At 67.5% G+C, this 25868-nt stretch carries 25 protein-coding genes; 23 read left to right on the top strand and 2 right to left on the bottom strand.

The window, feature by feature from the left end; translation table 11 throughout:
* From Aco03nite_RS48870 to Aco03nite_RS48840, 7 genes are all read left to right on the top strand, one after another.
* Positions 1 to 197: hypothetical protein (locus tag Aco03nite_RS48870; RefSeq protein ID WP_203809401.1), on the top strand; the 197-nt coding region annotated here is incomplete at its 5' end.
* Between the two features lie 394 nt (positions 198 to 591).
* Positions 592 to 2112: a PEP-utilizing enzyme gene (locus Aco03nite_RS48865; protein ID WP_203809399.1), complete on the top strand. Its 1521-nt coding sequence runs from the start codon at positions 592 to 594 to the stop codon at positions 2110 to 2112.
* A gap of 2 nt (positions 2113 to 2114) precedes the next feature.
* Positions 2115 to 3329, top strand: a complete 1215-nt coding sequence (locus Aco03nite_RS48860) for an ATP-grasp domain-containing protein (RefSeq protein WP_203809397.1) — start codon at positions 2115 to 2117, stop codon at positions 3327 to 3329.
* A gap of 28 nt (positions 3330 to 3357) precedes the next feature.
* Positions 3358 to 4509, top strand: a complete 1152-nt coding sequence (locus tag Aco03nite_RS48855) for an ATP-grasp domain-containing protein (protein WP_203809395.1) — start codon at positions 3358 to 3360, stop codon at positions 4507 to 4509.
* Positions 4510 to 4550: 41 nt separating this feature from the next.
* Positions 4551 to 5519: an ABC transporter ATP-binding protein gene (locus Aco03nite_RS48850; protein ID WP_239146058.1), complete on the top strand. Its 969-nt coding sequence runs from the start codon at positions 4551 to 4553 to the stop codon at positions 5517 to 5519.
* A complete protein-coding gene (locus tag Aco03nite_RS48845; protein WP_275415996.1) occupies positions 5516 to 6310 on the top strand; it encodes an ABC transporter permease in 795 nt (264 codons plus the stop codon). The genes Aco03nite_RS48850 and Aco03nite_RS48845 overlap by 4 nt, the downstream gene beginning before the upstream one ends.
* A gap of 8 nt (positions 6311 to 6318) precedes the next feature.
* Positions 6319 to 7104: an ABC transporter permease gene (locus tag Aco03nite_RS48840; RefSeq protein ID WP_203809391.1), complete on the top strand. Its 786-nt coding sequence runs from the start codon at positions 6319 to 6321 to the stop codon at positions 7102 to 7104.
* Between the two features lie 43 nt (positions 7105 to 7147).
* Here Aco03nite_RS48840 and Aco03nite_RS48835 read toward each other — a convergent pair whose 3' ends face one another.
* Complete coding sequence (locus Aco03nite_RS48835) at positions 7148 to 7951, bottom strand: cupin domain-containing protein (protein ID WP_203809389.1); 804 nt, start codon at positions 7949 to 7951, stop codon at positions 7148 to 7150.
* Between the two features lie 139 nt (positions 7952 to 8090).
* On the opposite strand from Aco03nite_RS48835, the gene Aco03nite_RS48830 reads away from it, so the two are divergent.
* The 6 genes from Aco03nite_RS48830 (at position 8091) to Aco03nite_RS48805 (ending at position 12674) form a co-directional block, all read left to right on the top strand.
* Complete coding sequence (locus tag Aco03nite_RS48830; protein ID WP_203809387.1) at positions 8091 to 8825, top strand: methyltransferase domain-containing protein; 735 nt, start codon at positions 8091 to 8093, stop codon at positions 8823 to 8825.
* Between the two features lie 122 nt (positions 8826 to 8947).
* The gene (locus Aco03nite_RS48825) at positions 8948 to 9988 is read left to right on the top strand and encodes a hypothetical protein (protein ID WP_203809385.1); all 1041 of its coding nucleotides are present in this window, start codon (positions 8948 to 8950) and stop codon (positions 9986 to 9988) included.
* Position 9989: 1 nt separating this feature from the next.
* Positions 9990 to 10991: a PEP/pyruvate-binding domain-containing protein gene (locus Aco03nite_RS48820; protein WP_203809383.1), complete on the top strand. Its 1002-nt coding sequence runs from the start codon at positions 9990 to 9992 to the stop codon at positions 10989 to 10991.
* Positions 10988 to 11311, top strand: a complete 324-nt coding sequence (locus Aco03nite_RS48815) for a PEP-utilizing enzyme (protein WP_203809381.1) — start codon at positions 10988 to 10990, stop codon at positions 11309 to 11311. The genes Aco03nite_RS48820 and Aco03nite_RS48815 overlap by 4 nt, the downstream gene beginning before the upstream one ends.
* Before the next feature lie 17 nt (positions 11312 to 11328).
* Complete coding sequence (locus Aco03nite_RS48810; protein WP_203809379.1) at positions 11329 to 12276, top strand: phytanoyl-CoA dioxygenase family protein; 948 nt, start codon at positions 11329 to 11331, stop codon at positions 12274 to 12276.
* Complete coding sequence (locus Aco03nite_RS48805) at positions 12270 to 12674, top strand: hypothetical protein (RefSeq protein WP_203809377.1); 405 nt, start codon at positions 12270 to 12272, stop codon at positions 12672 to 12674. The genes Aco03nite_RS48810 and Aco03nite_RS48805 overlap by 7 nt, the downstream gene beginning before the upstream one ends.
* Positions 12675 to 12706: 32 nt before the next feature.
* Here the strand turns inward: Aco03nite_RS48805 and Aco03nite_RS48800 are convergent, their stop codons facing one another.
* Entirely contained in the window at positions 12707 to 13675 is a 969-nt protein-coding gene (locus tag Aco03nite_RS48800; RefSeq protein ID WP_203809374.1) for a pyruvate kinase, read from the bottom strand.
* A 203-nt stretch (positions 13676 to 13878) separates the two neighbouring features.
* On the opposite strand from Aco03nite_RS48800, the gene Aco03nite_RS48795 reads away from it, so the two are divergent.
* From Aco03nite_RS48795 to Aco03nite_RS48750, 10 genes are read left to right on the top strand one after another with little or no spacing between them, the layout of a single operon-like run.
* The gene (locus Aco03nite_RS48795; protein WP_203809372.1) at positions 13879 to 14844 is read left to right on the top strand and encodes an aminotransferase class I/II-fold pyridoxal phosphate-dependent enzyme; all 966 of its coding nucleotides are present in this window, start codon (positions 13879 to 13881) and stop codon (positions 14842 to 14844) included.
* Positions 14845 to 14847: 3 nt separating this feature from the next.
* Complete coding sequence (locus Aco03nite_RS48790; RefSeq protein WP_203809370.1) at positions 14848 to 15618, top strand: phytanoyl-CoA dioxygenase family protein; 771 nt, start codon at positions 14848 to 14850, stop codon at positions 15616 to 15618.
* The gene (locus tag Aco03nite_RS48785; RefSeq protein ID WP_203809368.1) at positions 15615 to 16655 is read left to right on the top strand and encodes a lipase family alpha/beta hydrolase; all 1041 of its coding nucleotides are present in this window, start codon (positions 15615 to 15617) and stop codon (positions 16653 to 16655) included. Before Aco03nite_RS48790 ends, Aco03nite_RS48785 begins: the two co-directional genes overlap by 4 nt.
* Positions 16652 to 17692 (top strand): phosphotransferase family protein, encoded by a 1041-nt coding sequence (locus Aco03nite_RS48780; RefSeq protein WP_203809366.1) that lies wholly within the window; start codon positions 16652 to 16654, stop codon positions 17690 to 17692. Before Aco03nite_RS48785 ends, Aco03nite_RS48780 begins: the two co-directional genes overlap by 4 nt.
* The gene (locus Aco03nite_RS48775; protein ID WP_203809365.1) at positions 17689 to 19536 is read left to right on the top strand and encodes a B12-binding domain-containing radical SAM protein; all 1848 of its coding nucleotides are present in this window, start codon (positions 17689 to 17691) and stop codon (positions 19534 to 19536) included. The genes Aco03nite_RS48780 and Aco03nite_RS48775 overlap by 4 nt, the downstream gene beginning before the upstream one ends.
* Positions 19533 to 20675: a nucleotidyltransferase family protein gene (locus Aco03nite_RS48770; RefSeq protein ID WP_203809363.1), complete on the top strand. Its 1143-nt coding sequence runs from the start codon at positions 19533 to 19535 to the stop codon at positions 20673 to 20675. Before Aco03nite_RS48775 ends, Aco03nite_RS48770 begins: the two co-directional genes overlap by 4 nt.
* Positions 20676 to 20705: 30 nt before the next feature.
* Positions 20706 to 21584: a hypothetical protein gene (locus Aco03nite_RS48765; protein ID WP_203809361.1), complete on the top strand. Its 879-nt coding sequence runs from the start codon at positions 20706 to 20708 to the stop codon at positions 21582 to 21584.
* Entirely contained in the window at positions 21581 to 23200 is a 1620-nt protein-coding gene (locus tag Aco03nite_RS48760) for a class I adenylate-forming enzyme family protein (protein ID WP_203809360.1), read from the top strand. The genes Aco03nite_RS48765 and Aco03nite_RS48760 overlap by 4 nt, the downstream gene beginning before the upstream one ends.
* A complete protein-coding gene (locus Aco03nite_RS48755) occupies positions 23201 to 23473 on the top strand; it encodes an acyl carrier protein (RefSeq protein ID WP_203809358.1) in 273 nt (90 codons plus the stop codon).
* Positions 23470 to 25866 (top strand): RiPP maturation radical SAM C-methyltransferase, encoded by a 2397-nt coding sequence (locus Aco03nite_RS48750; protein WP_203809356.1) that lies wholly within the window; start codon positions 23470 to 23472, stop codon positions 25864 to 25866. The genes Aco03nite_RS48755 and Aco03nite_RS48750 overlap by 4 nt, the downstream gene beginning before the upstream one ends.
* The last annotated feature ends 2 nt before the right edge of the window (positions 25867 to 25868 follow it).

The following is a 25868-nucleotide window of genomic DNA, read 5'->3' as shown; positions in this document are numbered from 1 at the left end:
CCACCGATGAACGATCGCTGGTCGGTGCCGGTGGTGTCCATGGTGTGCTGACCGAACCCGGTGGGGTGGCGGCCGGCGGGCGATCGCATGCCGAGTACTGCCGGGCAGTGCAGGTCACACTCGCTGATGCCGCCGCCCCCGGGACGGCCCGGGCGGGCTACGCCGCCGACCTTGCCGAACCGGTCCCGAGCACCTGATCTCGTGGCCGCCGGGAGGCTGTGTGACTTCGACGGGAAACAGTGGTTCACGGCCGCTCCCGGCGAGTTGTTCCAGCGGATGGACCGCAGCCGGTACACAGACGCGCTTCGGCCGCCCCCACCGGCATCCTGGGTACCTACCGGCGGTTCATGGCCTACCGGTTCGCGCTGCCCGGCGTGATCGAGTCCGTGTTCCGCCCGGCCGGCGGCGACATCAGCTCGACACCACCGCCCGGCGACGACAGGCACCGGCAATCGTGACGGCGGCAGGTTTCTATCGGATGCCGCGAGGCGGTTCTCTGTTAAGGTCCCCTCTGGATATGACATCTCGTCGATGTCTGACGGGAGCGTGTGCCGTGCTGTGGGCGCATTCCGGACAGCGGGGGGTGTATCTGTGCTCGACGGCTGGCAGGTTCAGCTGCGTGGCCGCTCACGGTTCCATCTGCTGGAGTGCTGGCTGGACAGTTTCGGTTCCCACCTCGTTCCCGGTCTGCCGTCGTCCCGAGTGCAAGAGGTGCTGTCGATCGGCCGGGAGGCGGAATGGACGGTGCTTCTCCGTGACGAGGACGTGGCGCGAATCGCGCATGATGGACAGAGGTTCGTGGCTGACCGGGATGCCGTCGGACGTCTCGTCGCGGCCACGGCCACGGCTGCTGAGGCATGTCTCGCTGCTGCGCGAGTGTGCCGTGCCGCGGCAGCCGATGTTCCGTCCCCGGTTGCGGTCGCTGCCCTGACCGACTTCTTCGCCACGTACACCCGCCTGCAGAGTCTCTACCAAGGCACGAGCCCTCTCGTCACCGCCGACGCAGAGAACGAACTGGCGGCGGTGTTGACGGCGCATCCGCAGGCGCCTCCCGACGCCCTTGTCGTCTTGACCTCCGGCGATTCGCGGCGACTTCGATCGTTCCAGGAATCGATCGAGTGGCTGCGGCTGCTGTTGCCGGGTGGGCGGGAGCCGATCGGTCCCGGCGAGCGCGACCGCATACTCCGTCAGCATGCCGAAGCGTTCGAGTATGTGGGCGCCCTCAGTGATCGGCTGGGGGTGGATTCGCTGGCGATCTGTCAGGAGCGATGGCAACGTGACAGTAGTCGCTCCGTCGATGAACTCGCCGACGAACTGCGCCGTATCACCTCTGCCGCGCAGAAGGGTCTACAGGCCCGTGATCGCTTGCTCGAAGGGCTCGACCTCACCGAGCGGGCACGAGGGCTGGCCGACAACCTCGCCCTGCTCGGGGTGACACGCCTGGCTGTCCGTGAGGAGTTCACGCGCGCGGCGCATACCGCCTATCCGGCCTTCCAAGCCGTCTTCGAGACGGTGGGGGACCGGCTCGACGTCCCGGACGGAGTCCGGCAACTGTCCCGTGCCGAGGTGGTGGCGTTGGCCGCTGGAGCCCCGGTGGACCTGCAACGTGTCCGCATGCGCCTGCGGTTCGGGGTGTGCAGCATTCGTCGCGGCGGCAAGGAGCTGTCGGAGGGAGCGGCCGCGCGGGAACTGGTCACCACGCTGGCTCCCCGTCGCGGAGGGATCGACGTGAGCGATCCGCCGGGCACGCTCCTGCCGGGATTGGGTGTCAGCGGAAGTGACCCGGTGGTCGGGAAGGTTCGGGTGCTCCCACCCGGGCAGAGCCGGGAGGAGCAACTGGCCGAGGCCGAGCGGCTGGGCCACGACGAGATCCTGGTGGTCGGCATGACCTATCCGGCACTCGTCCCGTCGTGTGCCAGGGTGGCCGGGATCATCACCGACTTCGGCGGGCTCACCTGCCATGCCGCTGTGATCGCCCGAGCTTCCGGAGTGCCCTGCATCGTTGGCACCCGGGTCGCCACCGACCGCCTTCGAACGGGCGATCTCGTAAGGCTCGACCCGGTCCGGTCCGTGGTGGAGCTTCTCTCGTCAGTTCGTCCAGGTGGGGAGTAAAGATGTACACCGTTGTCCTGGGTGCCAACTTCCAGACCATGACGACGCTACGGAACGTTCCCGCGCCGGTCGTTGTGGTCGGCTCCGGGCGGTTCCCGCGGCTGACCGAGGTGCCGGAGTCTGCTCAGTGGCACGTCCCGGTCGACGACCACACGTCGACGGAATCCGTGCTCATGGGTCTCGCTCGCCTGCCGTCCAGCGTGGCGATCGGCTCCGTCTATACCCAGGACGAGTACGCGATGGTGACGGCGGCTGCGGTGGCGAGCGCTTTGGGGGTACGCGGCCCGGATCCCGCCGTGGCCTGCCGATTCCGCGACAAGACTCTTCAGAAGGCCACGGTACGCGCGACGGGGCTGCCTGTTGCGGATTGGTGCGAGCTGGAGGGCGATCTCGAGGAGATGGTCGCGCAATGTGACGTGCTGGAGTACCCCCTCGTGATCAAGCCGGTGGCAGGTGCCGGCACGGTCGACACCGAGCTGGTGTCCACCTCCGTGGAGGCGCGATCGACGATCTCGCGGGTGTGCGCGAGCCGGCCGGGGGTCCGCATCATGGCGGAGGCCTTCCAGGACGCAGCGGAGGGGTCACTCGACGGGCTCGTGGTGGACGGCCGCATCGCGTTTCTCGGTGTCGAACGCTACCTGTTCAATCTGCTCAAGCGCGGCTCCCGGGGGATGGGCGGGGTGGTGGCGGATCCGAAGCTCTCGCCCGAGTTGTACGCGAGGGCCAATGATTTCGCCGCTCGTGTGGTGGCCGCCCTCGGCATGCGCCGGGGATCGTTTCACATGGAGGTGTTCGACGGCCCTGACGGCTTCATCCTCGGTGAATGCGCAGCACGTCTGGGAGGGCTCTATATCCCGCTGGCCTATCGCCACAAGTTCGGGGTCGATCTGCACAGTGAGGCGTTTCGGCTCCATCTCGCGGGCGAAGCCGATCACGTCGTCGTGCCCACGAGACGCGACGAGGCCGTCGGATGGGCGTTGCTCGCGTGTCCGCTCGGTGAGATCAAAGCCGTCCCATCGTCCGAGGAGATGCGAACGCTTCCTGGGGTGGTCGATTGCGGCGTGTACGTCCATCCCGGTGAGCGGGCGCCTGACATGAGTCTGAGCAGCACCACACGAGCTGGACAGATCCTCGTCGAAGGCCCGGACGAGGAAGCGGTTGAAGAACGGCTCGAGTACGTGGCTCGATATTTCACTGAGGCTTGCCGGGTGGCTTGAGCAGGACTTCTGCCGACGAGAGGAAGTCATGAGCGTGGCGTCGCGACGGGTATTGATCTTGCCGCCATTCCGGGAGCACGCGCGGCGCTCGCTGCGTGAGATTCCGGAGACCGAGGTCATCGAGGCTCCCCGGGTCGCCGGAGGGCCTGGATCGGCGGACGCGCTCTTCGCCGCTGCCAGTGACGCGATCACCCGGTACGGCTGCACCCATGTGGTCGCCACGGCAGAACGCAACATGGCATTGGCGGGCCGGCTCCGCGACGCCCACGGCCTGACGGGTCTGAACTGGATTCAGTCGCTGGGTGTCACCGACAAACGCTGCATGCGGCTCTGGGCTGCGCCGCTGGTCCCGATGGCGGCGGCTTGGCCCTCGAACGAGGTTCTGGCGAACCCCTCGGTCTTGGACGGGGTTCGTGAGGTCGTGGTCAAGCCGGCCATCGGCGCGGCATGCCGTGATGTCGAGCGTCTGCCGGTGGGCGCGGCGATGTCGCGACTGCGAGCAGCGGCGGGGCCGTGGCAGGTGGAGGAGGCTCTGGACGTCGACGTCGAGCTGCATTGCGATGGCTACTTCACCGACGATGGCGCACTCACGATGGTGGTCTCCGCCTACGACCGCCCGTTGCTCGTTTCGATCGGAACGACGCAGGCGAGCTTTCATCTGCCACCGGAACACTCGTTGTCACAGCGCGCCGGGCAGCTCATGAATACCCTTCTGGCAGGAATACCGGTGTCGGGCGCAGTCTTCCACGCCGAACTGCTCGTGGTCGGTGAACGCACGCTGTTGGGCGAGATCGCGCTGCGCCCGGCCTCAGCGGGCATTCCCGAGTCGCTCCTCCTGCATCACGGTGTTGACATCTGGGGTGCTTTCGTCCGTCTGCAACTCGGATCGAGCCCACCTCCGGTGGTGCCGGCGCCCGCGAGCTGGTCCGGATTGGCCGGGGTGGTGTCCGACGAGGCCGGTGACCTCCGGTGGCAGGAGAGAAGGCTGTCCGGATTGGCCGGGGTGGAGAGAGTGGAGCGCGCCGGCGTGCGGTGGTCGGATCGGCCCGGCACCTCGTCAGCCTTCATGTGGCACATCTACTTCCGGGCCGTCTCGGAGGCCGAGGCAAGGGCGTTGCTCGGCAGGATCGCCGCGGTGTCCGCTGAGCTGCGTCACCAGGATGAGGCGTCACAAGCCTAAGAGGGGTATCAGTATGGCGACTTATTGTCTATTGTGTATATATGTCAGCAGTTGAGGCGATCGATCTCCGGCGCAGCTTCTCGTCACGGACCAGCGTGCTGCGCAGGGCGAAGGAGACGGTCGAGGCCGTGCGCGGAGTCAGCTTCGTGATCGAGCGCGGCGAGATCTTCGGGCTTCTCGGACCCAATGGTGCCGGCAAGACGACCACGATCAAGATGCTGATCACTCTGCTGCTGCCGTCCTCGGGTTCGGCGAAGGTGCTGGGATACGACGTCGCGCGCGACGCGGTGAAGGTGCGGCGGCGAATCGGTTACGCCTTCGGCGGCGATCGCGGGCTCTACGACCGTCTGTCCGCGCAGGACAACCTGCGCTACTTCGCGGAGCTTTACGCCGTCCCACCTCGTACGCAGCGAGCTCGCATCGGCGAACTACTCGAGTTGGTCGGCCTGCGCGGTCGTGAGAAGGAACGCGTGGAGGGCTATTCGCGCGGAATGAGACAGCGTCTGCATATCGCTCGAGCGCTGCTGCACGACCCGGCGGTCCTGTTCCTCGACGAACCGTCGATCGGCATCGATCCCGTTGGTGCCCGTGAACTGCGTGCCACCGTCGCGGCGTTGGCCGGCCAGGGTAAGACCATCCTCTTGACCACGCATTACATGTTCGAGGCCGACGAACTCTGCGACCGCATCGCGGTCATAGGTTCGGGTCGCATCCTCGCGGAGGGGACTCCGGCCGATCTGAAGAGCCGGGTGAGGGGCGGCCGGGTGCTCGAGGTGGAGACGTTCGGGGTCCTGGATGAGTCGGTCGACGACGTGCGGCGCCTCGACGGGGTTCGTTCGGTGACGGTCGAGGCACGTACGCAATCTCAAGTGCTGCACGTCAGCATGGACTCGGAAGCCGAACTCACCGCTGCGGTTCTGGGGCGGATCGGAGACGTCCGAGTAGGTCGGGTAGCGTCCCGCGAGCCGACGCTCGAGGATGCGTACGTCGAACTGATCGGTGAACGATGAGCCGATGGGGGCGGACTGCCCGCCGTATCCCCAGGCAATTTGCCGTTGTCTGGTGGTTGCAGTTGAAGATGTTGGCCGCGGACGCCTTCTCCGGCATCCTGCAGATAGTCTGGCCGCTGTTCTTCGCCACCACGGCGTTTCTCATGTTCCGTATCTCCGGTGACCATGAACTGGTGTTCTACGCCGGACTGGGAGCGACCGTGATGGGCATCTGGTCGTCGGTTGCGGCCAGTTCCAGCAGTGCGTTGCAGCGGGAGCGATGGCTGGGCACGCTGGAGCTGATCGTCTCCGCACCGATGCCGTTCGCCTTGGTGTTGTCATCGATCACCACGGCGATGGCCACGATCGGGCTCTACAGCATGGTGGCGACCTTGATCTGGGGATGGCTGGTCTTCGGGATGAGCCTGCACATCGTGCAGCCGATCGCCTTCGGCTGCGCGGTTGTCGTGCTGGTGTTCGCCATCGCGATGATCGGTTTCCTGCTCTCGGTCACGGTGGTCCGATATCGGTCGGCCTGGGCGATAGGTTCGCTACTGGAGTGCCCGGTCTGGTTGTTATGTGGCCTGCTGGTTCCCGTCGCGTTGCTCCCCGTCTGGGTTCGCCCGCTCTCGTACGTCCTACCGCCCACCTGGGGCGTGCGGGCCATGCGGGAGGCCGCCTCGGGCACGTCACCCTGGGTCTCGCTGCTCGTGTGCGCCGTACTCGGTGGCGCGTATGCCCTGATGGCAGCCCTCATCGGCCGATCGTTGCTGAAGTCGGCCCGCCGTCAGGCCACGCTCGCATTGACGTAGGAGGGTAGTTGTCGGCGATTCGCATCTTCTGGATCGGCGGGCTGATCAGTTTCCGCGCGCTGTTCCACTGGCTCAATCCATGGATCTATGTTCCCACGCTGCTGGTCGCGCCGCTCTTCCAGATTCTTCTCTTCGTCTATGTGGGACGTGCCGCTCGTATCGAATCGGACAGCTTCTTCCTCATCGGCAACGCATTGCAAGGTGCTGCGGTCCCGTGCCTGTTCGCGATGGGGCACACGATCGCAGGCGAGCGTTTCACGCAGACGCTGGGACTGCTCCTGACGACACCGGCGTCTCGCGTCCCGCTGTTCCTCGGGCGTGCTGCGCCGGTTGTGGCCAATGGCTGGATCGTCTCCATGTTCGGTCTGGGGGTGGGCGGTGTTCTGGTCGGCGTCGATATCCCGCCGGACCGATGGGTGCCGCTGGCCTTGGTCGTCGCACTGGCGTCGGCCTCGTGCACCGGCCTCGGGCTGATCAACGCGGCGCTCGGGCTGAAGGTTCGGCAGACGGCGACGTTCTCCAACATCATTGTCGGGATCCTGCTGGTCGTCTGTGGTGTGAACGTCCCGTTGGCTGCTCTGCCCACCTGGCTGCGGGCGGTGAGCGAATGGCTGCCCCTGACGCACGCGGTCGAAGCGGCCCGACTGCTCGCGGACGGCGATACCCTGCGTTCGGTTGTTCCGCTCCTCGGCCGTGAAGCCGGCCTCGCCGCCGGATTCATCGTCGTGGGACTGGTCATCCTCCGAGCGTTCGAACGCTCGAGCCGCCGGACGGCCAGTCTGGAGCGCCAATGAACCCATCGAGCGCTTGGCGGCGTACCGGCACCGAATCCGCAGATCACATGAAGCGGCTGGGGCAATGCGGGCAGCCCAGGTCGCCCAGTCTCTCCGGGGCTTCCGCCTTGATGCCGCAGATCTCGCACCGCAGTGAACCGAATTCGGCCAGGACGGACTCGTACTCACGGATAGTCTGCCGGTCGTCCGCGTCCACAGCTCGATGTGGGGTGCCGATTGACAGCAGCACGTGGTCGGTGATCGCTCCGACCGCATGGGGTACCGCGCCTTCCACGAAGTAGACCTGACCCGGGTTCGTGGGGTAGACGCGGCCGTCGTAGGTGATCGTGCCCTTGCCCGAGACGACGAAGAGCAAGTGATCGCCGATGTGGGTGTGTGGCGCGAAGCCTCCGCCGGCGGCGCAGCGGATGACGTCGGCGCCGAGATGGCCGTTTCCGACCAGCGGCTCGCCGGAAGCCAGGTGCCCCTGCATGGTCAGCGCGCGCGCTGAGGCCGGAACCCGCAGCGTCTCGTCGCCGGTCTGCTCGGCCCAGTTCACGATGCGGAGCGTTCCGTCCGGATCCAGGAAACCGGACCGGTGCGGATTCGGGCTGGAGGCCAGCATTCGGTTGGTCAACAGATCTCTGAGGCGTAGTGCCTCCTGGACATTCAGGTCGCCGGCGGCGATGCGCTCACGGAGCGCCTCGGCCGCCTCAAGCACCTCGGACTTCAGTTTCGCGTCGACCGACTCGGACCCGGAGACGGGCACCGGAGGGTCGTCGGATGGCATGGGACTCCCCGAAGACGCACGCATGACCGTTGAGGCTAGCTGCTTTCTCCGGAATGTGAAGAGATAGATCGAGATCATTTGTGTGGTTGCGAACCCATCCCGTGGATGCATATCATGGTCCATCGAATGCTGTAGATCGACTAGCTCGTGGGGTTTTTTGGCCTTCGAGTCGGTTCGGGTACCACCTGACGGGGCGTTTCTAGCGAAAAGGTGGCGGATGACTACTGGAGCTGAGCAAGATTTGACGGCGGTTGGCGACGGCATACATGCGCTGAACGCGGCCTGGTCCTTCGCGGGCGAGTCGAGCGTCAACTTCGATGATCACGTCTCCAAGAGCGTCCCGTTCTACCAGGCCGGACATGATCTGGTCGAGAAGCTGTCCGACTTCTTCGTCGGTCCCGCCAGCACCGTTTATGACCTCGGGTGCTCAACCGGTGCGCTGACTGAGCGCCTGGCCCGCCGCCACCAGGGCCGTGACGTGCGCATGGTGGGCGTGGATCGGGAGCCTGACATGGTGGGGCTGGCGCGGGACCGCTGCGGTGGCCTGCCGGGCGTGGAGATCGTGCAGGCTGACCTCCGGGACATGAAGTGGGAGAAGGCCGACCTGATCGTCATGTACTACGCGATGCAGTTCGTGCCGCCGCGATGGCGTCAGGAGGTTCTCGACCAGATCTACGAAGCGCTCAACTGGGGTGGCGCGTTGATCATATTCGAGAAGGTGCGCGGACCCGATGCGCGTTTCCAGGACGTCATGACTCAGTTGTATACCGAATACAAGCTCAGTCAGGGCTACACCCCGGACGATATTGTCGCCAAGAGCAGAAGTCTGAAGAATGTTCTGGAACCGTTTTCGACGCGGGGCAACATCGACCTTCTCTCCCGCGCCGGTTTCGTTGACTACATGACGGTTCAAAAGTATGTCTGCTTCGAAGGCTTCCTGGCTATCAAATGATGTTTTCAGTGCCTGCGAATGAGTGGGAGATTCAATTCCGCGGATCCCTTCGATTCCATATGTTGCAGTGCTGGATGGACAGTTTTCAGTCCGCGCACACTCGTGAGCTGCCGGGCTGCGGGGTGACCGACGCGTTCGCCGAGGGGCGCGACGCGGTCTGGACCATCTATGTGAGCCGAACCGACGCTGCCAGCGCGGCGGACCGCGGACGGATGTTCGTCGGCGACGAGGGTGCCGTCGCCGACTACGAGCGAGCGGCCGTCGCGGCGAGCGACAGGTGCCTGCGGGCGGCCGAGGCGTGCGCTGAGACCGCCCGGCGACATGGCGTCCCCCATCTCCGTACGGCTCAGGCGCTCGTCGCCTATTTCGACGCGTATACCGTCTTGCAGGGCTACTTCCAGGCGACCAGTCCGTTGTTCACCTCCGGCGCGGAGCAGGATCTCGATGCGGTCGTGCAGGCACGGATCCATGACGGTGCGGCCGGATCGCTGCCCCGCTATTCGGGCCACGGTGGCTTGAAGGCGGTCCAGGAGGCGAGCGAATGGTGGCTGACCCTCCTGGCCGCGCGGCGCCAGAGGTGGACCCCCGACGAGCGCGACGATGTCCTCCGCAGGCATTTGGATCGATTCGTGGAAACCGGAGCGATCGACGGGCATGTCGGCGCCGATCCGTTCGAGTCGATGCTCCGGCGGTGGGCACACGACGAGACCCTGTCCACGCCGGAACTGGAAACCCGGGCGATGCGCGCCACCAAGGACGTCCGGGACTGGCTGGACCGGCGGCGGAAGGCCGCACGTGAGCTGTCCCTGGACGAGCACAGCGTCACTGTCGCGGCCAACCTCGACACGCTGGGCCTGCGACGGATGGCGATCCGCAGCGCGACGTCGGAGACGACGCAGGTCGCCTATGAGGCGTTCACGCGAGTCTTCGCGCTGGTGCGGGATGAGATCGACCCGGTGGACGGCGTACGGCAGCTGTCGCGCGACGAGGTCCTGGCCCTAGCCCGCGGCGAGCACGTGGCCCTGGACTCCGCTCGCGAGCGCCTGCGCCGAGGGTTGTACCAGATCCACGGCGCCGAGCGGACGACCCTCTCCGGATCCAGGGCTGATGCGGCGATCGCTGGCTGTCACGGACGGCCGACCGTACGGTCCATGGGATTCTGACATGGCGGCCGAGATGATCACCTGGCTGAGCCGGGGCAGTCCCGTGTCCGGCGACAACTGGGGCGGCAAGAACAGGAGCCTGGTCGCTCTGACCGGAGCCGGCCTGCCGGTACCGCCCGGATTCGCCGTGTCGGCGGCGGCCTTTCGCGCGGCGCTCGAAGGTGACGGCGCCGTCGGCCGGTTGGCTACCTCGGTGTCGTCGGTCGATCCCGGCGATCCGGCCGCGCTGGCCCGATGCGGGACCGAATCACGGGCGTTGGTTCAGCGAGCTGGCCTGCCACGGGCTACGGCGGCTCAGCTGGACGACGCGTACGCGATCCTGTCGCGCGGATTCCACGTGGAGAACCTGCCGGTCGCGGTCCGGTCGTCGGCTGTCTGCGAGGACCTGCCCGGTCTCACCGCCGCCGGCGCCCACGACTCCTATCTGGGTGTGCGGACGCCGGAGGCGGTCCGGGACCGGGTGCTGCGCTGCTGGGCCAGCCTGTACAACGATCGGGCCATCGCCTATCGCCGGCACCACGCGGTCGTCGAGAACGACGTCGCGATGAGTGTCACGGTTCAGCGGTTGGTACCGGCCGAGGTGGCCGGCGTCGCGTTCACCGTCGATCCGATGACCGGCGACGACGGGCATGTCGTGGTGGAGGCCTCCTGGGGCCTGGGGGAGGCGGTCGTCAGTGGCGCCGTCGTACCTGACTACTACCTCGTCGGCAAGCACAGCGGGACGATCGTGGAACACCGGGTCGGCACCAAGGCTCGCGAATTCCGGCTGGGCGAGGACGGAGTCGTCGGTGACCGGGACGTGACCGCTGCTCGGCGCCGTGTCCCCTGCCTCGCTGACGACGAGGTGCGGGAGGTGGTGGAACTCGCATGCCGTGCAGAGAGGTTGTTCGACGCGGCGCAGGACGTGGAGTGGGCCGTCGAGCGGACGTCACCCGGCGAGCGCCGGGTCTGGCTGATGCAGAGCCGTCCGGAGTCGGTCTGGCAAGGGAGACGGCGCTCGTGACCACGGTGATCGGGACAGCGGCCTCGCCGGGCGTGGCGGAGGGACCGGCGAGGGTGGTCCACACCGCCGCCGACATCGCCGAAGTGAGGCCCGGCGAGGTGCTGGTGGCGCCGATGACGTCGCCGGAATGGCTCGCGGTCTTCAACCGTGTGATCGCGGTGGTCACCGACAGCGGCGGCGTGACGTGCCACGCCGCGATCGTGAGCCGTGAGTACGGCATTCCGGCGGTGACCGGGACGTCGATGGCGACCACGGCCATTGTGACCGGTGCCCGGATCCGAGTGGACGGCGACCAGGGCGAGATAACGGTCCTCCGATGAGTGTCACGGGAGGCGCGATGCGCACGGCGGAGTTCCAGGAACAGGGCTACATCGTCGTTCCCGGTCTGCTCACACAGGCCGACCTGAGACCGGTTCGCGACGAGTACGAGCAACTGCTGGACGATCTGGCCGAGAAGTGGCGTGGCGAAGGCCGGATCGGCGACACGTACGCCGGCCTGCCGTTCGAGAGCCGTCTGGCACGCATCGTGGCCGACGGAGACGTGCCGTACTACAAGCCCTTCGACATCAGCCTGCGGTTCGGCACGATCCGGCCGGACGATCCGATCCACCTCGGCCCCGCGGTCTTTCGGCTCTTGACCCATCCGGCGATCCTCGCGGTGGTGAGTGAGCTGATCGGGCCGGAGGTGTCGGCCAGCCCTATCCAGCACAATCGGATCAAGCTGCCCGAGCGCCTGCTCTCGGCCAAGAACCGAACGTCGCTGAGCGCGCGGGCCACTTGGCACCAGGACCAGGCGGCGGGCCTGCCGGACGCCGACGACACCGAGGTCATCACGGTCTGGGTCGCCGTGTCCGACGCCACCGTGGGAAACGGTTGCCTGATGGTCGTGCCACGCAGCCATGACGCGTTGATGCAGCACTGTTCCCGCGGAGCCGCTGGGCGCAATCTGTCCATTCCCGAGGATCTCCTCCCGGGCGAACCGGTGGACCTGGAGGTGAGCAGCGGATCGGTCATCTTGATGCATCGGCGGCTCATTCATCAGTCCCGGGTCAATGAGAGCGATGGGCTGCGCTGGAGTTTCGACTTCCGCTACCAGCCCGTCGGAACCCCCACCGGCCGGCCGCAGTTCCCCAGCTTCGTGGCGCACAGCGCCAGCGATCCGCACAGTGTGGTCGATGATCCGGCGGAGTGGGCACGGATGTGGCTGGCCACCCGGGCTCGATTGGCGGCCGCCGGTGCCGACGAGAAGTATCGCCGGTGGAACGGGCCGGAGGCGGCGTGCTGACCGGTGAGGCGCGCTCTCGACTCGAAGCCGGATATGCGACCTTCGCCGCGCTCAACATCGAGGTGAAGGAGATATGCACGCGATGGCAGGTCCGGGACACCGCCACGTTTCCGATGCGGGTCAACGACCATTCCGATGCGGCCTACGACTTCCAGGTGCTGTCCCGCTTGGCAGGGGTGCACGACCGAGCGCTGGCATGGCTGGCCGAAGCGTCCGGTCTCGTGCCGCGCTGGCGGGACTACGGCCTTCATCTGGACGCGGCCTTGCGTGCCACCCGTGCCGGTGACATCACGATGCTCACCGGCACGGCGGCGGAGTCGTACCACCATGTCTGGATGCATCTGCACGATGAGCTGCTCACCGAGCTCGGGCGGATGCGATCGGAGGAGGACGCATGAGTTCCCGCTCCGACTCAGCCGACCAATGCGGGTCAATCCCAGCCCTGGCAGAAGGAAACCGCGGCCTCGGTGATTTCCGCCCAGCGGGGGCTGAAGCCGGTCTCGTTGAGCATCAGATAGTCCGGCCTCAGCTTCGCCACCCAGTCGAGGGCACGTTGCTCCGCGTCGGTGAGCCGATACGGCGAGGTGAGCAGGCCGCGGAAGAAGTTCGAGGCGAACACGACGATCGTGCCGGAGTCACGTGCCACCGCGGTCATCCGGGTGGCGACTCGGTACATGTCGTCCTCGTCGAGGAACGCGGCGAGGTCGCCCCGGGCCAGCATGACACCGTCACAGGCCGGCGCGATCGCATCGAGCGCCTCGACGCCGCGCGGAGTCTCGATCTTGGCGATCACACCACGCCGCGACGGCAACGGGCCGGCCATCTCGACGGAGTCGGTGAACGACAGGCACAGATAGTCCACGTGCGCGCCGACGAGGGAGGCCAGCCGGCGGTCGCGGATCGTGAGCACACCCTGCGGCCCGCCCGGCGCGGCGACCACCACGCCGGTGTTACGGGGAATGCCCTCCCCCTGGAGGACCCGGCATCGCAGCCCCACAGCATCCACCCCGTCCACCCGCATCCGCACCCGGCCGTCGTCGAGCACCAGGACGTCACCGACGGCCGGAGGGGCGACGCCCTCCGGCATCTCCAGACGAATCCGCCGGTGGCCGGCCGGACCCGGCCAACCGAACTCGAGCACAGATCCGGGGCGTACCGGGAGCGGCGAGGGATCGACGTCACCGATGCGGCCCTTGATCCCGGGGAGGTCGGCGAAGAGCACGGGTGGCCGCGTCGGCCGATCGCCGGCCCGCCGCAGCAACGCGAGGTTCTCCGCCGGGTCACGACGGCCGAGGTTGACGCGGATCGCCGTCACGCCGCGGTCGAGCAGCCCGGTCAGCTTGGCCTCGTCGTCGGCGGGGGAGGAACCTGGCTTCACGGTTGCCAAGACCCGGGTCATGGGGTGACTCGCTTTCGTGGCGGGTTCGGGCGGACCGGACCGATCGTACTGACGGGCGGCGGGCAGGGCCGATGCTGAGGCCGAGACCGCATCTCACCGGCAAGGGGAACGTCCGTCCACAGCGCGCCGAGTCCGTCGAGGCCCGGCTGAGGCTGCATCGCAACGAGCGGACCATATCCTTTTCGGACGATGAACACACCGGCATGACGGTGGCGATCCGGCCGGAGGACATCGTCCGATACCCGGACGAGGGCAGCACCGTCGAACTGCTGGCCGAGTGCACAGGGTGGGATCGGAGCGAACTCACCGTCTTCGCCGGCGCCGAGTCGGCGGTACGCGCGGTCTTCGACCTGATGATCGACCCGGACGACGCGGTGGTGTGCCTGCATCCGTCCTATCACGGATACTTCCGGGAGGCCGATGCCCACCAGGCGCAGCTGCGCGCCGTTTCCTACGCGGACCTCCAGTTGGTCCCCGAGGCCGTACTCACTGCCGTCAGCGACGACACGCGGCTGGTCCTGTTGGGCAACCCGGACGGGCTGGGCCGGCCGCTGCCGGACAGCCTCGTGCGGTCGGTGCTGGAGCGGCTCTCCGGGAGCGGCGGCCTGCTCGTCGTCGACGAGGCCTATCACCACTTCGGTGCTCCGGCGATGCACGACCGCATCGGCCGCCATCCGCAGCTCGCGGTGTTGCGCAGTTTCTCGAAAGCCTGGGGTATGGCGGGCATCCGCTGCGGATATGCGACAGCTTCGGCGGACGTCTCGGCGATGCTGAGGCGGGTCCGGATGCGCAACGAGGTCAGCGGGCCGACGCTCGCTCTGGCCCGCTGGGCGCTCACCCATCCCGGCACACGTGACGCCTACACCGCCGCGCTCGCCGAGGGGACACGACTCGTCACGGCGGCACTGCGCGAGAGCGGGTTCGAGACGGTGCCCACGACGGCGAACTTCGTGGTGGGCCGTACCCCCGCCGGGATGTCCGCCGATGAGGTGCGCCGCCGCGCGGACAGTGCCGGAATCGCCATCGCGGTCCTGCCGGGAGACCTCGTGCGGATCACCGCCGCCCCGCCCGAACAGGCGGTCATGATCGCCGACGTGCTTCGGTCCATAACGGATGGGCGTGACGACGAGCAGGCTACGGCACAACCGAATCTCATCATGGGGAGCTGATCAGTGGACGTGCAGTTCTACCGGGAGCAGGGTTACACGCCGGGTATTCCGGTGATGGACCGCGACTTCGTCGATCGCAGTCTGGCCGAGTACGAGCGCCTTGCCGCCGCCGACCCGGAACGAGCCGGTTTCGGTTTCCAGAACATCCACTTCCAGCACCGCTTCGCGTGGGAGATCGCCACCAACCCGAGACTGCTCGATCTGATGGAACAGCTCCTGGGGCCGGACCTCGCACTGACGAATGTCCGCTTCCTATGCAAGGACGGCACCAAGCACGAGGACGCGTATTTCGCCTGGCACCAGGACGTCGCCTACTACGGCATCGAGCCACCGACCGCCGTGGTCGGGTGGGTGGCTCTGGACGACAGCACCATGGAGGCCGGGTGTCTGGAAGTCATCCCGGGATCGCATCGGCACGGGGTGGTGCGGCATGAGCTGTCCGCCCCGGCAGGCAACGTTCTCCGGGCCAATCAGGTCATCCCCGCTGAGCTGATCGATGAGGCGAAGGCCGTGCCGATCGAGCAACAGGCCGGCACGGTGTCGTTCCACGACGCCGCCCTGTTCCACTCCAGCCGCCCCAACCGATCAGGGCGCCGCCGGTGCGGGGTGCAGCTCGGGTTCGTCTCCCCCTCGGTCAGTGAGGCGGAGAAGTTCGTCGATCAACCGCGCCCGCCGGGGTGGAGGTGGCATCCGTTCCGCGCTGTTCTGGTACGCGGTGAGGACCGCTGGGGCCGTCTCTCGATGCGCGAGGCGCCATTCCCGGTGCCGGCATGACGTCAACCGCGGGCACGCCGGTGGTCGCTCGCGGCCCGGCGATCGCGCGAGCACTGGTCGACATCGGGCGGGAACTGGAATGGGCGCGGACCGGCTCGGTACCCGGCGTGTCGGTACAGCGGCACGCCCGGCCCCCAGGAGCGCCGGAGACAACCGCGCCACGGTGCCTCTTCGTGCCCGGACGTTTCGCCACCGCGCTCGGGTACACCGACGATCCGGACCGGGACATCCGCCTCTACCTGGCCGCACAGGGTGTCGAGGTCGGCTCGGTCGAGCACCCGACAGACACTCCGGCAGGCACGGGGCAGCTCCTTGTGCAGCTCGCGTCGGCGCTGGGCGGCCTCGGGGATCGCCGGATCGTGCTGATCGGCCACAGCATGGGCGGCTTCCTGTGTTACCTGGCCGCCATACTCTGGCCTCACCGGGTGGCCGGCATCGTCGCGCTCGACGGTGGCGTCATCTCGCCGTGCCGTGGTGCCCCGGAGACCATCGGCCGGGTGGCGGCCGAACTCGTTGACGAGCGTGCCCAGCGATGGGAGACCGTGTCGGCCCGTCCGTCCGTCCTCCGGTCGCTTGCCGCCGATGTGCTGGCCGGTGACTCAGGTGCCGTACGGTCCCTTGCCCGAGTGCTGGCGGTGGCGTCCGGCAGCGGGGACGGCTGCATGGTGGCGCCGGGCACCGATCCGGGCACGGTGAAGGTGGCGGCCGCCTATCTGACGGGCCTCCGGGACACGTGGTCGGCACTGCAGAGCCGGCAGGCACGGTTGCTGGCGCTGGCCGGGCCGGCCGAGTGGCCGCAACGGAGTGTCGCTGGCATCCAGCGCAGTGGCATACCGGTCTTCGCCGCTTTCGGCACAGAGAGCGGCACCCATCGTCGTGCGCGTGACCGGCACACCGCCGTGACGGCCGACCCGAACGCGGAGATCTGCGAGGTGCCTGGGTATGGCCACCTCGACGTGCTGTTCGGGCCGGACGTGCGCCGGCTGATCTTCCAGCCGGTGCTGCGCTGGTTGATCGCGAGAGGGCTCCCGGCATGACGACGGCACACGCCCTGCTCGAGGAGTTCTACGGTCCGGCCGCTGTCGTCTCCATCAGTGAGGTGACCACACCCGGCCGTGTCGGCTCGTTCAGTCAGGTCGAGCTGGCCGAGATCCGCCAGGACGGTGAGACCAGAAGGGTGATCGTGCGTGGCGGGGGCCGGCAGGGCCCGTTCCAGCAGCCGGAGGACGCCGCACGGCAACTGCTCTGGTACTCGCGGGTGTCCGGGCTGCCCCGGCATCCCCGCGTCCTGGCGACGGCGGTGATCGACGATGCCGGGCACTGGCGGCGGTTGTCCGGCACGGCGCGTATCGCGGTGATCGAGGAGTTCGTGGACGGTGTGCCGTACGCGAACGACTTGACCGATATCCGCGGCGGACGGTCCGTGACCGAGCATGACCACCGGCGTGCCGCCGACCTGGCCCGCTACCTGGCCGAGATACACCGGGACCGGCACGTGGATCGTGTGGCCCATCTGCGCGGCCTCCGGGAACTGGTGGGAGGCGCCGAAGGCATCATGAGCGTGATCGGGCTGTATCCGCCCGAGTTCCGCCAGCGCCATCGGACGTTGCTGGACCGCCTTCAGTCGGTGATCTTCGAGCGCGTCATCGAGTTGCAGTCGGTGGTTCGCCCGGTCGCCCAGGTGCACGGTGACTTCCATCCGGGAAACATCCTCTTCACCGCCGCGGACGAGCTGCACGTCATCGACCGGGGCCGGACCGAGCGCGACGAGCCGATGGTGGACATCGGGGCTCTGCTCGTCAACTACCTGGCCCTCGGCGTTCCGGGCACCGGGCTCGGACAGACGTTCCTGAACGAGTATCTGGCCGGGACCGGAGATCAGGACGCGTCGACGGTGCTGCCGGTGCACACCGCGATGCGGGTGGCCGCGGTGGCGTCACCGGCCTTCTACCCGGATCTCGACGAAGACCATCGCGTCGCGATCCTGGCGGGCGGGATCACCATCGCGCAGCGCCGCACGCTGACACCCGACGACCTGGACGGCTGTGCAGAGCGCATGAGGAGGTTGCCATGAAGGTCGCCCTAGTCGAGCCACCGGGCCAACGAGGCTACGTCCCGATCGCGGTGGCCTACCTCGCGGCCATCGTGCAGGCAGACCCGGAGCTGAGTACGCACGTCCAGCACCGGCTGCACCTGGGCCACATGAGCGAGTCGGTGGACGACGTGGTCAGCGCGATCTTCGTCGACGGCGCCCCGGACGTGCTCGGTCTGTCCTGTCAGGGCTGGAGCCTCGCGCATGCCGACGCCATCGCCGCTCGAGTGGCCGAGAAGAACCCCGATGTTCTGGTGATCTACGGCGGGAACCACGTCTCCAATGGCGGTATCGCACTGCTGCGCGAGCGCCCGTTCGTCGACGTCGTCGCCGACGGCGAGGGTGAGTTCCTGTTCCGGGAGCTGTTGCGCAGCTGGCGGCGAACCGGCCGGGTGGACGATCTCGCCGGAATACCCGGAGCGACGGTACGCAAGGAGGACGGCACGGTTGTCCAGGGAGCTGAGCGGCCACGCGCGACAGACCTCAGCCAGATTCCCTCGCCGTACCTGAACGGCTCTCTCGACGCGCTGTTGCGCCAGGATTGCACCGCCCTGCTCGAGACCAACCGTGGGTGCCCCTACTCCTGTTCGTTCTGCTACTGGGGTGAGGCGATCGGCGCGCGGGTGCAGCATTTTCCGACCGAGCGGGTGAAGGCGGAGATGCGCTATCTGGCCGAACGCCAGGTCGACTCCTGGTACATCTGCGATGCCAATTTCGGCATGTTCGACCGTGACCGCGAACTGGTCGACTACATGGTCGAGTTACGAGCGGAGTTCGGCTTCCCGCGCACCATGCACACCAACTGGGCCAAGAACGCGAACGAGCGTGTCGTGTCGCTGTGCGCGAAACTGAACAACGCCGGCATCCACAGCACCTACACCCTGGCATTGCAGAGCGCCACCCCGGAGGCGCTGCGCTTGGCCCATCGCAAGAACATGAAGATCAACCGCATCGAGGAGCTGGCCGCGATCTGCCGGCGTCACGGCGTGGTGCCGCGCGGCGAGCTGATCTGGGGTCTGCCGGGCGAGTCGTACGCCGAGTTCCTCGAGTCGTTCGAGGTGCTGGCGCCGCACACCGACGCGCTCAGCGTCTATCCGCACTATCTGCTGCCGAACACCGAGTTCTCCAGGCGAAAGCAGGAGTACGGGCTCGTCACCGAGAAAGCGGAAGTCGACACCGACTACGCCTACTGCGTCGAGCACCCCCTGATGTCGCGCTCGGAGTTCCTGGACGGCATGCGATTCATCATCTCCAACAACATCCTCCGGGTGGCCAGCGGCTTCTACCGGGTCTACCCGCGGGTCATGAAAGAGCTCGGGGTCTCCCTGGCGAGCACCACCGAGGCACTCGGCGGCTGGATCCGGCACAGCCCGGACGCGACGGCCAAGCGATTCGCTCGTTTCTACCGCATTCCGATGGCCACCCACCGCCTGTCGCTGGGCGAGGTCTGGGCGGCGATCCGCGACGACCGGGACGGCTTCGTCGACATGCTGCGCCAGTACACCGAGGAGACCTTTCACGTGAGTCTGCCCGCGGACCAGGCGGCTGTGGCACGAGTGGCATTCGAGTTCGACGCATTGACCTTCCCGGTCCTGCTGTCCGGTAGCGGATTTCACGAGGAGTTGGTGGACGTGGAGTACGACGTGGTGTCCGTACGGCTGGGGAAGACTCTCGTGCCGGAACGTTCGCCCCGGACGTATCGAGTTCGGTGGCCGCGTGGGCTACGCGACTACCCGGACGGGAAGTGGTACTTCGGCCTGCTCTCCTATGCCGCCGAGGTCGTCGACGTGACCGCCGACCGCTCCGTGGCGCGGGATGCCCGATGATGCCGGACGCCGCGTTCACACCGGAGGAGTCGTTGATTCTCCGGGTCTGCCGGCCCGGTCCTGACGCAGACCGGGCCGCCGAGGTCGAGAAGATGCTCTCGGCCCCGCTGGACTGGAATCGGATCGTGCCGCTGGTCGCCAAGCACAAGGTCCTGCCGCTGTTCTGGGACACGCTGTCCCGGCTGGACCTGATCCGCGCCGCCATGCGCACCGGCGGTCTCAGCAAGCTCTGGGCTCACTACCTGTCCCAGCTGTACGTGGCCAACCGGGAGCGCACCCAGTTGTTCCTCGACATGCTGGAGACGCAGGCGGACGAGTGGCGCACCGCCGGACTGGAACTGGTGGTGCTCAAGGGCGGCGCGCTGATCGGCTCGCTCTATCAGCCGGCCAACCGCATGCTGCACGACATCGACCTGGCGATGGATCGTGCGATCGCGCCGCAGGTGCGTCAGCACTTCTTCGCCGCCGGTTACCGGCACGGCGTGCTGGACGTCGCCTCCGGCCTGCTGGAGCCACTCGGGCGCAAGGCCGAACGGATGTGGTTGTTCTACAACCACACCCTGCCACCGTTCTACAAGGCAACCGGATCCGTCCTCACTCCGTACCACAAAGTGCAGGTCGGATTCGACTTCTTCGACACGGAGGACGAGTACGCCTTCGGTCTGGCCGCGGTCGCCGCCGAGGCGCTCGACAAGCCCGGATCTCGCCTGCGCGTGCCACGGCCGGAACACATGCTGCTGAACCTGTGCACCCACATCTATCGCGAGGGCATCTCGCTGGTCTACGCCGATGTCAACGACAACTGGCAGCTGATCAAATTCTGTGACCTCCTGGGCTATCTGCATCTGGCGGGAGCAGAACTCGACCGGGAGCGGTTCGCCGCTACGGTACAGGAGGCGGGGCTGGCACCCGTGTGCGCATTCGCCTTCCACTACACCGCCCGGGTGTTTCCGGACGAGGTGCTGGCCGAGTGGTGCACGCGCTATCCGATGCCGGTCGAAGCCATGACACCCCACCTGCGTGAGGGATCTCGTGAAGTGCCGGGTGAGGACACCTTCGAGCGGCAGCTCTTCTCGTTGCGGGCGCACCGGCCGGCGCGCAGCCGGTGGAATCAGAAACTCGGGCAGGAGGAGTGGTGACGTGAACATCCCGCAGTGTGTGGAGTGCCGATGATCTCGGCGACGGTGACGTTCGCTGGACGGCTCGTGCGGATCGACGGCCCGGAGCCGGTGATCGGTCTGGCCCGAGTGGTCCTCGCCCATCACGAGGTACCTCGCCCGGCGGCTCCGGACGCGACCCTGACGTGTGCGGTCGCCCCTGGCGGGGCGCCCGCGACGATGTCGGGCGAGGCGGGGCGCCGGACCTGGACGCTGCCGGCCGACATCCTGGACGGCGGCGCCAACTGGTTCTTCTACTACGGCTTCGCGAAGGCGCTGCACGTGGTGTGGGCAGATCTGGGACTGATCGCTGTGCACGGTGGCCTGTTGGTGGACTGCGACGACACCGCCGTCCTCGTCGTGGGTCACCGTCACGACGGGAAGTCGTCGACGGCCGCGGGCTGGCTCGACGAAGGTGGCCGGCTGGCCGGTGACGACACCGCCCTGATGGACATGCGCTGTGATCCGCCGCTGTTCAGCGGCCTGCTCCGCGAGATGCATCTGGACCGGGAGCTGGCCGCGCTGCTTCCAGGACTCGACGGTGTCGCCGATGCCGAGCCGTACCTACCGGGACGCCCCCGCGTCGGATACGACTGGGCCGGACGGTTTCCCGGACAGGTGATGGCGAAGCCGGTCTCGATCTCGGCGGTCGTCCGCACCCGGGTGGACCGCACCCGGGAGACGTCCGCCCGGCCCTTACCGGCAGGCTCGGGGTGGGACGTCGTCCGCAGCACCCTCGAGGCCGACCCGGGCGTTGCCGAGGCGATCCCGGCCGCGCGTCGTCACCTGGGTCGCTTGACCGCCTGGGAAGTGACGTGGGGCCCGGACATCTGGACGAGCCGGGGGAAGCATCTCGGATTTCTCCGGCGCCTGCTGGGGGCGGCCGGATGACTTCAGATCCGACGACTCTCGCGGACGTCGTCAAGCTGTTCCTGGCTCGCGGGGACAGCCCGGCGCTGAGCGAACCGGCGACGGGTGACGACACGATGACCTACGCCGAACTCGGGACAGCCGTACTCCGGGCCGCCGCGATCCTCCGCGACCGGCACCAGGTCCAGCCGGGCCAGCGGGTCGCGACAATCGGTCACAACGGCATCGATCTCGTCGTGGCCGACCTCGCCGTCATGGCGCTCGGTGCCGTCGTGGTCCCGATGGATCCCCGGGACACCCCCGAAGCACTGGGCTGGTCGGCCCGGCGGTTCGGGGCGGCCCTGTTGCTCGGTGACGCGCGCAGCGCGGATCTGGTGGCTGCGGTAGCCGACGCCGAGCGGATTCCGGCGGCTTCTCTGCTGTCCCTGCGCACCGGCGGACCGGTGGCGGACGCACCGATGCGCCGGCTCGCACCGCACGACGCGGCCGTGATCCTGTCCTCCTCGGGTTCCACCGCGCGTCCGAAGGGGATCGTCCTCACGCACGCCAACCTGGTCGCCAACGCGGCGTCGCTGAAGGCCGTGCACCGGATCGGGCCCGGTGACCGGCATCTCTGCGTGCTGCCGATGTTCCACGCGAACGCCTTCGGCTTCTCCGTCACGGCCGTGCTCGGGCACGGTGCACACCTGGTGATAATGGACGGCTTCCAGCCGATCGAGTTCGCCACGGTGGTCCTTCAGTACCGGGTTCACGTGGTGAGCCTCGTTCCCGAGTTGCTTCGAATCCTGGCGTCGCGGCCGAAGCTGCTGCGGGCCGGCGGATCGTTGCGGTATGTCGTTTCCGCGGCTGCGCCGCTCCCGCAGACCGTCGCCCGCCAGTTCACCGCTCGTACCGGTCTGGAGATCCACCAAGGTTACGGGCTCTCCGAGTGCACCAACTTCGCCACGGCGATCGGTGCGGACATCTCGGCCGAGACCTACGCCGAGGTGGTACTCGACGCGAATCCGCCGTCCATCGGTACGGCGATACCCGGGTGCTCGGTAGAGATACGGAGCGACGACGGCACCTTCGCCGCCGACGAGCAGGAGGGTGAGATCGTCGTCCGGGGCGACAATGTCATGACCGGGTACTGGAAGGATCCCGAAGCGACAGGGGCGGCCCTCACCGACGGCTGGCTGCGGACCGGCGACGAGGGCTTCGCCCGTACGGTGGCCGGGCAGAGGTTCTTCTTCGTCACCGGCCGGCGCAAGGATCTCATCATCCGGCTCGGCGAGAAGGTCAGCCCCAGCGCTGTCGAGCGTGAGCTGGCCGAGCGTGGAGTGGCCGGGCGCCTCGCGGTGGTCGGGTTCGGCAATACGGCGACCGGCGAGGAGGTCGGGCTGTACTTCGAGGACTCGGAGCCGGCGCACCGGGATCTCGTCGAGGCTGCCGTACGGGAGCTGCCGTTCGAGCGGCAGCCGAAAGTGATCCTGTACGGCGACCGGCCGATTCCGCGGACCAGCACCGGAAAGGTTCGCCGACGGGAGTTGCGCCGTGCGTTCGACGACTGGGGAGAAGCGAGATTTACCCCAGTCGTGTGCCCAGTCATTGCCGACCATCGGAAGCCGCCGGTTGTTCCGGCTGGACGAGGAGCTTGAATGCCTGCCAGTGAGAGCCATGCGGCTACGCGTGCCGCCGTCATCGCCGCCATCGTCAAGTTCACTGGCGACGAGACGTTGACCGACATCCCGGACAGTGCGTCGCTGGCCCAGTGCGGCATCGACTCGCTCGCTGTGCTGGAGTTCGTCGCGCTGATCGAGGACGAGTTCCGGATCGAGTTCGACGAGGCGACGTTCACCAGCGCGAACTTCCGTACAGTCGGGCAGATCGTCGAGGTGGTACAGCAGGTGCGCCGGGCGGAGCGGACATGACGGAGCGCTCGGGCGCGAGCGCCCCGTGGGAACGGCCCGGCGACGAACCGCCCCTCGACGTGTTGTGGCTCTGCCTGCCTTGGCAGGCGGTCAGCCGGGCGAATCTCGGCCTCGCGCTGATATCGGCGTTGACCCGGGACAGCGCCCGGGTGGGGACGAGGTACAGCAACATCGATTTCGCCCGCCGGATCGGACCGGGTCTGTACCAGCGGTTGCAGGCGTCGCGGTTGACCGCCGAGGGCCTCTTCGTGCCGGCGGCGTTCGATCTGCGCGATTCCGTGCGTGAGGACTGGGCGTCGCGTGCTTTCCCGCTGATGCAGCAGGAGACCGGGCTGGAGGCCGAGCAAGCCGAGCATGTGATCGGCGTCGAGGTGCCGCGGTTCCTCGATGCGATGGTGGACGAGATAGTCCGGCGGCGCCCGGCGATCGTCGGCTTCAGCCTCTTGGTGAGCCAGACGGTCCCGGCACTTGCTGTAGCTCGACGGCTGCGTGCCGTCTTGCCGGAAGTGCGGGTTCTGGTGGGGGGATCTGCCTGCGCCGGTCCGATGGGCGCCGCGCTGCTCCGCAACTTCCGGGACTTCGACGTTGCGGTGACCGGCGAGATCGGTCTCTCCATCACCTCGCTGGTACGTAAAATGCTGGCTCGGGAGGATCTGAGCGATGTTCCGGGAGTGGCGTACCGCGAGGACGGCGTGGTCCGCAGCAACGCCCCGGCCTCTTTGGACGCACTGGAGACACTGCCTCCGCCGGATTACTCCGACTTCGTCAGCCAGTTCCGGGCCAGTGGCCTGGACGAGGCCCTCTGGCTTCCCTTCGAATCCAGCCGGGGGTGCTGGTGGGGTGAGCGGGTGATCTGCTCCTTCTGCGGACTCAATGGCGAAAACGTCATCTATCGGCGTAAGCCGGCAGCTCGGGTTGCCGAGGAACTCCTGCTGCTGAGCGATCGGCACGGGGTGGACCAGTTCTGCGCAACGGACAACATCCTCCCGGCCGATGCCGACAAGGAGCTGCTGCCGGCCCTGGCCCGGGTACGAGAGCGGGTTCCCGGACTGCGCATCTACTACCAGATGAAGAGCAACTTCAGCCGCGCGCTGCTCGACCGGCTGGTGGCCGGTGGCGTCACGATGGTCCAGCCCGGCATCGAAAGCTTCGACGACTCGATCTTGCGGCTCATGCGCAAGGGCGCGACCGGCCTGTCACAGGTTCGTGCTATCAAGCTGACGACCGAAGCAGGCGTGGAAGCCATCTACGGCATTCTGCACGGTACCGTGGGGGAGACCGCCGACAATCTTCGTGATCAGACCGAACTGCTGCCAGCCCTGCATCACCTCCAGCCGCCCTCGTACTACAGCCCGATCAGCCTGGACCGCTTCAGCCCGTACGCGGAGGAGTCGGAGAGGTTCGGCATAGAACTGCTTCCCAGTGAGTACTCGGAGCTGCTCTACCCGGACCCGGATGTGGACCGGATGGGAATCACCGGTGTCTTCCAGACCAGGCGTCAGGTCACCGACCCGGAACTCGAAGCGGCCGTCGATGAACTGGGCCGGGCGGTGGTGGATTGGCAGCAGTCTCACGACCGGTCCACCTGCGACTACGCGATGCTGCCCGGTCCGATCGTGCAGGTTCGTGAGGGACGCGATGGGAACGACGAGACGATCCGGCTCGATGGCGCTTTGGCTGAGGTGCTTGCGCTCACCGACGAGGTCACGTCATTGCGTGCGGTGGCTCGTCAGGCCGGCCGGCCCTTCGAGGAGGTCTCCGCGGCCGCGGATGAGCTGCACGCCGCGCGGCTGATCGTGCGTCGGCGCGACCGCGCGGTCGCGCTGCCGCTGAGGCGCCGCCGTGGCGCGATCATCGGGCTCGCCGGGCTTCCCTGCGCGGGTAAGTCGACGCTGGTCGGTATCGCGCGGGAGATGGGCATCGCATGCTTCGACGTGGGGGAGTCGATCCGGCGCAAGTTCGGGACCGAGGCATACGAACTCTCCCCAGCTGACAAGATTCGGCTGCTCGGCAAGTCCGACTCGGTGTTCCGTTCCCTGGGCCCCGAGCTTCGTGAGGCTTTCGTCCCGGGCGAGGTGCTTCTCGTGGACAGCTTCAAGGCCGTTGCGGACCTGGCCGTCGTCCGCGAGGAGGTACCGGAGGCGATGGTCGAGTCCTGGCATGTCACCGCCGACGAAGGTCTGCGAGGGGCGCGGTTCGTCACCCGGGCCCGGCCGGATGACGGACCGTCGCTCACCGCCAAGGAGGAAAAGCTTCGCGCCATCGACATCGACGGTGCGGTGCAGGCCTCAGCCTGGACCATCGTCAACGATGGCAGCCGCGAGGAGCTGGCAACTCGTGGTCGTGAGTTCCTGACGTCGGTGCTGGCGGCTCTGCATTGGAACGCTGGCTGAGC

Source organism: Actinoplanes couchii, assembly GCF_016862075.1.
GTDB lineage: Bacteria > Actinomycetota > Actinomycetes > Mycobacteriales > Micromonosporaceae > Actinoplanes > Actinoplanes couchii.
The sequence above is the reverse complement of the archived record's forward strand: the minus strand, read 5'-3'. Positions and strand labels throughout refer to the sequence as shown.

Excerpts from the sequence above, each read along its gene's own strand:
- Aco03nite_RS48800 (WP_203809374.1), bottom strand. The coding sequence starts at position 13,675 with ATGACCCGGGTCTTGGCAACCGTGAAGCCAGGTTCCTCCCCCGCCGAC.
- Aco03nite_RS48835 (WP_203809389.1), bottom strand. The coding sequence starts at position 7,951 with ATGATCTCGATCTATCTCTTCACATTCCGGAGAAAGCAGCTAGCCTCA.
- Aco03nite_RS48755 (WP_203809358.1), top strand. The coding sequence starts at position 23,201 with ATGCCTGCCAGTGAGAGCCATGCGGCTACGCGTGCCGCCGTCATCGCC.
- Aco03nite_RS48820 (WP_203809383.1), top strand. The coding sequence starts at position 9,990 with ATGGCGGCCGAGATGATCACCTGGCTGAGCCGGGGCAGTCCCGTGTCC.
- Aco03nite_RS48760 (WP_203809360.1), top strand. The coding sequence starts at position 21,581 with ATGACTTCAGATCCGACGACTCTCGCGGACGTCGTCAAGCTGTTCCTG.
- Aco03nite_RS48795 (WP_203809372.1), top strand. The coding sequence starts at position 13,879 with ATGACGGTGGCGATCCGGCCGGAGGACATCGTCCGATACCCGGACGAG.
- Aco03nite_RS48860 (WP_203809397.1), top strand. The coding sequence starts at position 2,115 with ATGTACACCGTTGTCCTGGGTGCCAACTTCCAGACCATGACGACGCTA.
- Aco03nite_RS48765 (WP_203809361.1), top strand. The coding sequence starts at position 20,706 with ATGATCTCGGCGACGGTGACGTTCGCTGGACGGCTCGTGCGGATCGAC.
- Aco03nite_RS48775 (WP_203809365.1), top strand. The coding sequence starts at position 17,689 with ATGAAGGTCGCCCTAGTCGAGCCACCGGGCCAACGAGGCTACGTCCCG.
- Aco03nite_RS48830 (WP_203809387.1), top strand. The coding sequence starts at position 8,091 with ATGACTACTGGAGCTGAGCAAGATTTGACGGCGGTTGGCGACGGCATA.
- Aco03nite_RS48855 (WP_203809395.1), top strand. The coding sequence starts at position 3,358 with ATGAGCGTGGCGTCGCGACGGGTATTGATCTTGCCGCCATTCCGGGAG.
- Aco03nite_RS48850 (WP_239146058.1), top strand. The coding sequence starts at position 4,551 with ATGTCAGCAGTTGAGGCGATCGATCTCCGGCGCAGCTTCTCGTCACGG.
- Aco03nite_RS48770 (WP_203809363.1), top strand. The coding sequence starts at position 19,533 with ATGATGCCGGACGCCGCGTTCACACCGGAGGAGTCGTTGATTCTCCGG.
- Aco03nite_RS48780 (WP_203809366.1), top strand. The coding sequence starts at position 16,652 with ATGACGACGGCACACGCCCTGCTCGAGGAGTTCTACGGTCCGGCCGCT.
- Aco03nite_RS48785 (WP_203809368.1), top strand. The coding sequence starts at position 15,615 with ATGACGTCAACCGCGGGCACGCCGGTGGTCGCTCGCGGCCCGGCGATC.
- Aco03nite_RS48845 (WP_275415996.1), top strand. The coding sequence starts at position 5,516 with ATGAGCCGATGGGGGCGGACTGCCCGCCGTATCCCCAGGCAATTTGCC.
- Aco03nite_RS48810 (WP_203809379.1), top strand. The coding sequence starts at position 11,329 with ATGCGCACGGCGGAGTTCCAGGAACAGGGCTACATCGTCGTTCCCGGT.
- Aco03nite_RS48750 (WP_203809356.1), top strand. The coding sequence starts at position 23,470 with ATGACGGAGCGCTCGGGCGCGAGCGCCCCGTGGGAACGGCCCGGCGAC.